At 69.0% G+C, this 5569-nt stretch carries 3 protein-coding genes and 1 pseudogene; 2 read left to right on the top strand and 2 right to left on the bottom strand.

What is annotated here, in order from left to right:
• Positions 1 to 891, bottom strand: a pseudogene (locus B7767_RS02255) (protein-lysine 6-oxidase); the annotation flags it as partial.
• Between the two features lie 69 nt (positions 892 to 960).
• On the opposite strand from B7767_RS02255, the gene B7767_RS02250 reads away from it, so the two are divergent.
• Positions 961 to 1896 (top strand): Gfo/Idh/MocA family protein, encoded by a 936-nt coding sequence (locus B7767_RS02250; RefSeq protein ID WP_085570605.1) that lies wholly within the window; start codon positions 961 to 963, stop codon positions 1894 to 1896.
• 73 nt (positions 1897 to 1969) lie between these two features.
• Here the strand turns inward: B7767_RS02250 and B7767_RS02245 are convergent, their stop codons facing one another.
• Positions 1970 to 3397: an endo-1,4-beta-xylanase gene (locus tag B7767_RS02245; RefSeq protein WP_085570604.1), complete on the bottom strand. Its 1428-nt coding sequence runs from the start codon at positions 3395 to 3397 to the stop codon at positions 1970 to 1972.
• Positions 3398 to 4233: 836 nt separating this feature from the next.
• Here B7767_RS02245 and B7767_RS02240 point away from each other — a divergent pair.
• Positions 4234 to 5569: non-reducing end alpha-L-arabinofuranosidase family hydrolase (locus B7767_RS02240; protein WP_085570603.1), on the top strand; the 1336-nt coding region annotated here is incomplete at its 3' end.

The following is a 5569-nucleotide window of genomic DNA, read 5'->3' as shown; positions in this document are numbered from 1 at the left end:
GTGGCCGGCGTTGTACGAGGGGCCGGCGCCGCTCGTCGCGGCGCCGGGGGGCGGGGTGTCCGCGCCGGCCCCGTGCTGCGCGTGCGCGTTGTGCTGCGCGTGGGCTCCGTGCTGCGCGTGCGCACCGTGCCCGGAGGCGGTGGTCTTCGCCGAGCCGCCGGAGGCGGAGCTCGCGGACTCCTCCCAGCTGCGCTCGCGGACGACCACCTTGACGGTCTGCGGCTTGTCGGCGATGCCGAAGAGATCGCGGTACTTCTTGGCCACGTTGATCTCGGCGGTGTAGGTGCCGGCGGCCAGCTGGACCGGGTCGGTGTAGAACCCCGAGTAGGTGTTGGACGCCCAGCCGTTCTCGACGCCCCATACCGAGCCGAGGGTGAAGGGGTTCGTCGGACAGCTCTCCGGATACATCGAGTTGGCGGGGGCATCCGGCCGGACCCGCCCCGAGGCGTTGTTGGGGCAGAACGCCTCGGTCTTCTCCAGCACCGTCGAGCCGGCCGCGTCGGTGAGGGTGATCTGCGTGAAGTCCGGCAGCCCGGTGAAGTCGTTCACGAGCCCGGCGGGGAGTGTCTTGGTCCGGGTCTTCTTCCCGTTCCGGAGGACCTGTTCGGCGACGACCGGGTCCTTGTACGACTTGCGGGTCACCTTGAGTTCGAAGGCGCCGTTCTCGGAGGTGAGGTACGTCCCGAGGTCGAGGTAGACCCCCGGGTCCTCCGTCCACGAGTCGAGCGTGACCGAGGTGGATGCGGCGATCAGGCTGAGCTTCGGCGTCGGCTCCGCGGTCTTCGCGTCGGGCGCGGCGGCGACGACGCCCGCGGTCACGGCGATGGCCGCGGCGACGGCGAAGGAGGGGCGGGTCAGGCGGCGGGTGCGGCCCTGCGGGAGTCTGGTCATCGGTCCTCGTGCTTCCGGCTGTGGAGTGCGTGATGGCATCTGGATGAGCAGTGCGGCCCCAACTGACTTATGAGGCTGCTGTGTTCGGACCATGAGAGGGAGCCGGGCGCCCTCCGGGTTGGCTCCGCCCACCCTGTCGTCCCCCAGTTGTCCGAAAAGCGTCCACCAGAAGCCGGACTTGTCTCATGCCCGTACGGGACCCGCCGGGCAGCCGAGCGCTCCCACCTGCCCGCCCTGCGAGCCGTCCCGGGTTATGAACTGAGGGCTCTCAGCGCGAGTTCGCGACAGTCGGCGGAGCGCTCCGGACAGAAGCACGGTGTGTCCCGTGCCTTCGGAACGGCTGCCGAACTGGCGGCCTGTGACGAGGTGGACCTGGTGGTCGTGGCGGTGAAGGTGCCACACCACAGGGAACTGGTGCGGACGGCGCTGAGCGCCGGCAGGAGCGTGCTGTGCGAGTGGCCGCTGGGCAACGGGCTCGCGGAGGCCGAGGACATGGCGCGGTCGGCGCGCGGTCGCGCCGTGCCGACCGTCGTCGGACTCCAGGCGCGGTCGCACCCGGTGCTCGCCTACGCACGGCATCTCGTGGCCGACGGCTACGTGGGGGAGGTGCTGTCCACGACGGTCGTGGGCTCCGGCGGCGCTCGGGGCGCCACCGTCGGCCCCGGCGATCACCATGTGCTCGACGCCGCGAACGGCGCGACACTGCTGACCGTTCCCTTCGGCCACGCCCTCGACGGACTCGCGTCCGTCCTGGGGGAGCCCGAGGAACTGCGGATCCGACAGGTGTCGCGGCGCACGTCGGCCGTGGACACCGAGAGCGGACGGCCCGTGCCGATGACCGCCGCGGACCAGGTGGTGGCCTCGGGACGGCTGCCGGGCGGAGCGGTCGCCCACGCCTACCGGCAGTTCCTGGACGACCTGCGGGAGGGCACGTCACGCGTGCCCGACTTCGCACACGGTGTCGCCCGGCACCGCAGCATCGCCTCCGTCACGACGGCGGCGTGACCGGCCGCGAGGGCCGCCGCCGTCACGGCGGCGGCCCTCGCGGTCATCGGCGGTCTCCGCGTGGCAGGCCTTGTCAGGCGCGGGTCCAGCGCTGGTTGCTGCCGTTCGAGCAGGAGTAGATCTGGACCGGGGCGCCGTTGGCGGATCCGGCGGCGTCGAGGCAGAGGCCGGACTGGACGCCGACGATGGATCCGTCGGAGTTGAAGCGCCACTTCTGGTTGTCGCCGCCCCAGCAGGAGTAGATCTGGACCTTGGCGCCGTTGCCGGTGCCGGCGGCGTCCAGGCACTTGTTGCCGTACACCCTGAGCTCACCGGCGTCGGTGTACGTCCACTGCTGGTTGCTGTTGCTGTGGCAGTCCCACAGCTGGAGCTGGGTGCCGTCGCTCGTGCTGGCGTTGGGCACGTCCAGGCAGCGGCCCGAACCGACGCCCTTGATCCTGTTGCCGTCCGTGGGGGGCTCCGAGGTGTCGCCGCCGTTGAGCGCGTTCAGGACGGCGGTGTACGCGGGCTTCTTGCTGCCGTCGTTGTTGAACAGCAGCGGAGTGTCCCCCGAGCGCCAGGAGTCCATGTCGCGCACACCCCAGACGGTGACGCCGAGGCAGCGCGAGACGGCCAGGCAGTCGTTGACCACGTTGGCGTAGGTGGTGGCCGAGGCGCCCTGGATGTCGAGCTCGGTGACGGCCACGTCGACGCCGAGGGCGGCGAAGTTCTGGAGGGTGGTGCGGAAGTTGCTGTTGTAAGGGCTGCCGCTGTTGAAGTGCGCCTGGAAGCCGACGCAGTCGATCGGCACGCCGCGCTGCTTGAAGTCCCGCACCATGTTGTACATGGCCTGGGTCTTGGCCCAGGTCCAGTTCTCGACGTTGTAGTCGTTGTAGCAGAGCTTGGCGCTCGGGTCGGCGGCGCGCGCGGTGCGGAACGCGTCCTCGATCCAGTCGTTGCCGCTGCGCTGGAGGTTGGAGTCGCGCCGGGCTCCGGAACTGCCGTCGGCGAACGCCTCGTTCACGACGTCCCACTGGGCGATCTTGCCCTTGTAGTGGGCCATCACGCCGTTGATGTGGTTCCGCATCGCCTGGCGCAGGTCGCTGCCGCTGAGGCTCTGCATCCAGCCGGGCTGCTGGGAGTGCCAGGCCAGGGTGTGGCCGCGCACCTCCTTGCCGTTCTGCACCGCCCAGTTGTAGACGCGGTCGGCGGAGCTGAAGTTGAACTGGCCCCGCTGCGGCTCGGTGGCGTCGATCTTCATCTCGTTCTCGGCCGTCACCGAGTTGAACTCACGGTTCGCGATCGACGTGTAGGTCGAGTCGCCCAGCCTGCCCGAGGCGATGGCGACACCGAAGTAGCGGCCGCTCTGCGCCGCCGCCGCGCCGAGGGTGCTCTCGGCGGCGTGCGCGGACGGTGGTGCGACCAGTGCGGTGGCCGCGCCGAGGACGCCGACGACCAGCGCCAACAACAGGCCGCGGATCTTCCGCCGGGCGGCGGATCCGGGGAGGGCGTACGAGCCCATTACTGTGCCTCCAAGGTAGACATCGGGGAAGGGCTGGAGCGCAGGGGGAGTGCGCCGTCCGCTCCCTTGCGGCGGACGGACGGGGCGGGCCGGAGCCCGGGCGGCACGGAGCCACCGGACACCGAGGTCACGGAACGGGGCGGTGCGGGTGCTTCGGTGCGCGGATCTGTGGTGCGGTGGTGCGTGGGTCTGCCGTGCGACATGGATTGCGCAAGACAGTGCGGTTCGAAATATCAACCTGCGGCCGGTTTCCCAGACAGGAATGATTGAGGTGTTGACGATGCATCGTCAATACTCCTTGCAGGAAAAGTTTCTGTTGCTTGTCCGAAACTTTCGGAACTCCGGCGGACCGGACGGCGAACCCCCGGTATCGGCGCCATCGACGGGCTGGGTCAAGGGCTCGTGAACGCGTCGACGTCCCGGCCCCGAAGGGCGGTTGATCCCGCCGGGTCCGCGCGGCGTGGCCGTCGGCCGGCGTGACGTGCGGCGTTTCGTACACGGTTTCCCGCTAATGTTTCGACATCCACAGCGACACGTGCGAGAGGTATTGACGCCGTTCGTCGGCTCCCTATCATTCAGGTTGCTCGATCCTTCGACCCTTGTTCGACATCACGAACACGTCGACGCTTCATTGCACAGCAGGGCGGCGCCGGGGTGCACCGCTCGAACGCGGAGTCGCGAGGAGTCGTGCCGCATGCATATGTCATGGCCTCGACAATTTTTTGTCGTCGTCGCTCACGGACCGCCGCACACCGCACCACACCGACAGACCGACAGTCCGGGCAACCTCTGACGAGGCCGGCCGGAACCGCCCACTCAAGGTTGAGGAAGTCCCCATGCACAGAGGAAGTTTCAGCCGCAGGCATCCGTCCGCGGTGCTCGCCGCCGTGGTCGCGGCCCTGGCCGCGCTGGCGGCGATGCTCACCGCCACCCCGGCCCAGGCGGCATCCACTGGAGCCTTGCGCGGTGTCGGTTCGGGCCGGTGTCTCGACGTACCGGGCGCCGACCGGACCAACGGCACGTACCTGCAGCTCTACGACTGCTGGAACGGAACCAACCAGCAGTGGACGTTGACGGACGCCAACCAGTTGACCGTGTACGGCGACAAGTGCCTGGACGTTCCGGACCACGCCACCACGGCCGGCACCCGGGTGCAGATCTGGAGCTGCAGCGGCGCCGCGAACCAGCAGTGGCGGGTGAACTCCGACGGCACGGTCGTCGGCGTGGAGTCCGGGCTGTGCCTGGACGCGAAGGACAACGGTACGGCCAACGGCACGGCGGTGCAGCTGTGGACGTGCAACGGCGGCAGCAACCAGAAGTGGACCGGTCTGACCGGGACGCCGCCGACGGACGGCACGTGTGCCCTTCCGTCGACGTACCGCTGGTCGTCGACGGGTGTGCTGGCGCAGCCGGCGAACGGGTGGGCCGCGGTGAAGGACTTCACCACCGCGAGGTACAACGGTAAGCACCTGGTCTACGCGTCGAACGTGTCGGGATCGTCGTACGGCTCCATGATGTTCAGTCCCTTCACGAACTGGTCGGACATGGCGTCGGCCCGTCAGACCGGGATGAACCAGGCCGCGGTGGCGCCCACGCTGTTCTACTTCGCGCCCAAGAACATCTGGGTGCTGGCGTACCAGTGGGGTTCCTGGCCCTTCATCTACCGCACCTCGAGCGACCCCACCAACCCCAACGGCTGGTCCGCCCCGCAGCCGCTGTTCACCGGCAGCATCCCCGACTCCGGCACCGGCCCGATCGACCAGACCCTGATCGCCGACGGCCAGAACATGTACCTGTTCTTCGCCGGCGACAACGGCAAGATCTACCGGGCGAGCATGCCGATCGGGAACTTCCCGGGCAACTTCGGCTCGTCGTACACGACGGTCATGAGCGACACGGTGAAGAACCTGTTCGAGGGGCCGCAGGTCTACAAGGTCCAGGGCCAGAACCAGTACCTCATGATCGTCGAGGCCCGGGGCGCGAGCGAGCAGCGCTACTTCCGCTCGTTCACGGCCTCCAGCCTGAACGGATCGTGGACCCCGCAGGCCGCCACCGAGAGCAACCCCTTCGCGGGCAAGGCCAACAGCGGCGCCACCTGGACCAACGACATCAGCCACGGTGACCTGATCCGCACCGGCCCCGACCAGACCATGACCATCGACCCCTGCAACC

Origin of the sequence: Streptomyces sp. 13-12-16 (genome assembly GCF_002114215.1) — a bacterium.
Lineage (GTDB): Bacteria > Actinomycetota > Actinomycetes > Streptomycetales > Streptomycetaceae > Streptomyces.
This window is presented reverse-complemented; position numbering and strand designations above follow the sequence as displayed.

Coding starts and splice junctions, on each gene's coding strand:
- B7767_RS02245 (WP_085570604.1), bottom strand. CDS start 3,397: ATGGGCTCGTACGCCCTCCCCGGATCCGCCGCCCGGCGGAAGATCCGC.
- B7767_RS02250 (WP_085570605.1), top strand. CDS start 961: ATGAGGCTGCTGTGTTCGGACCATGAGAGGGAGCCGGGCGCCCTCCGG.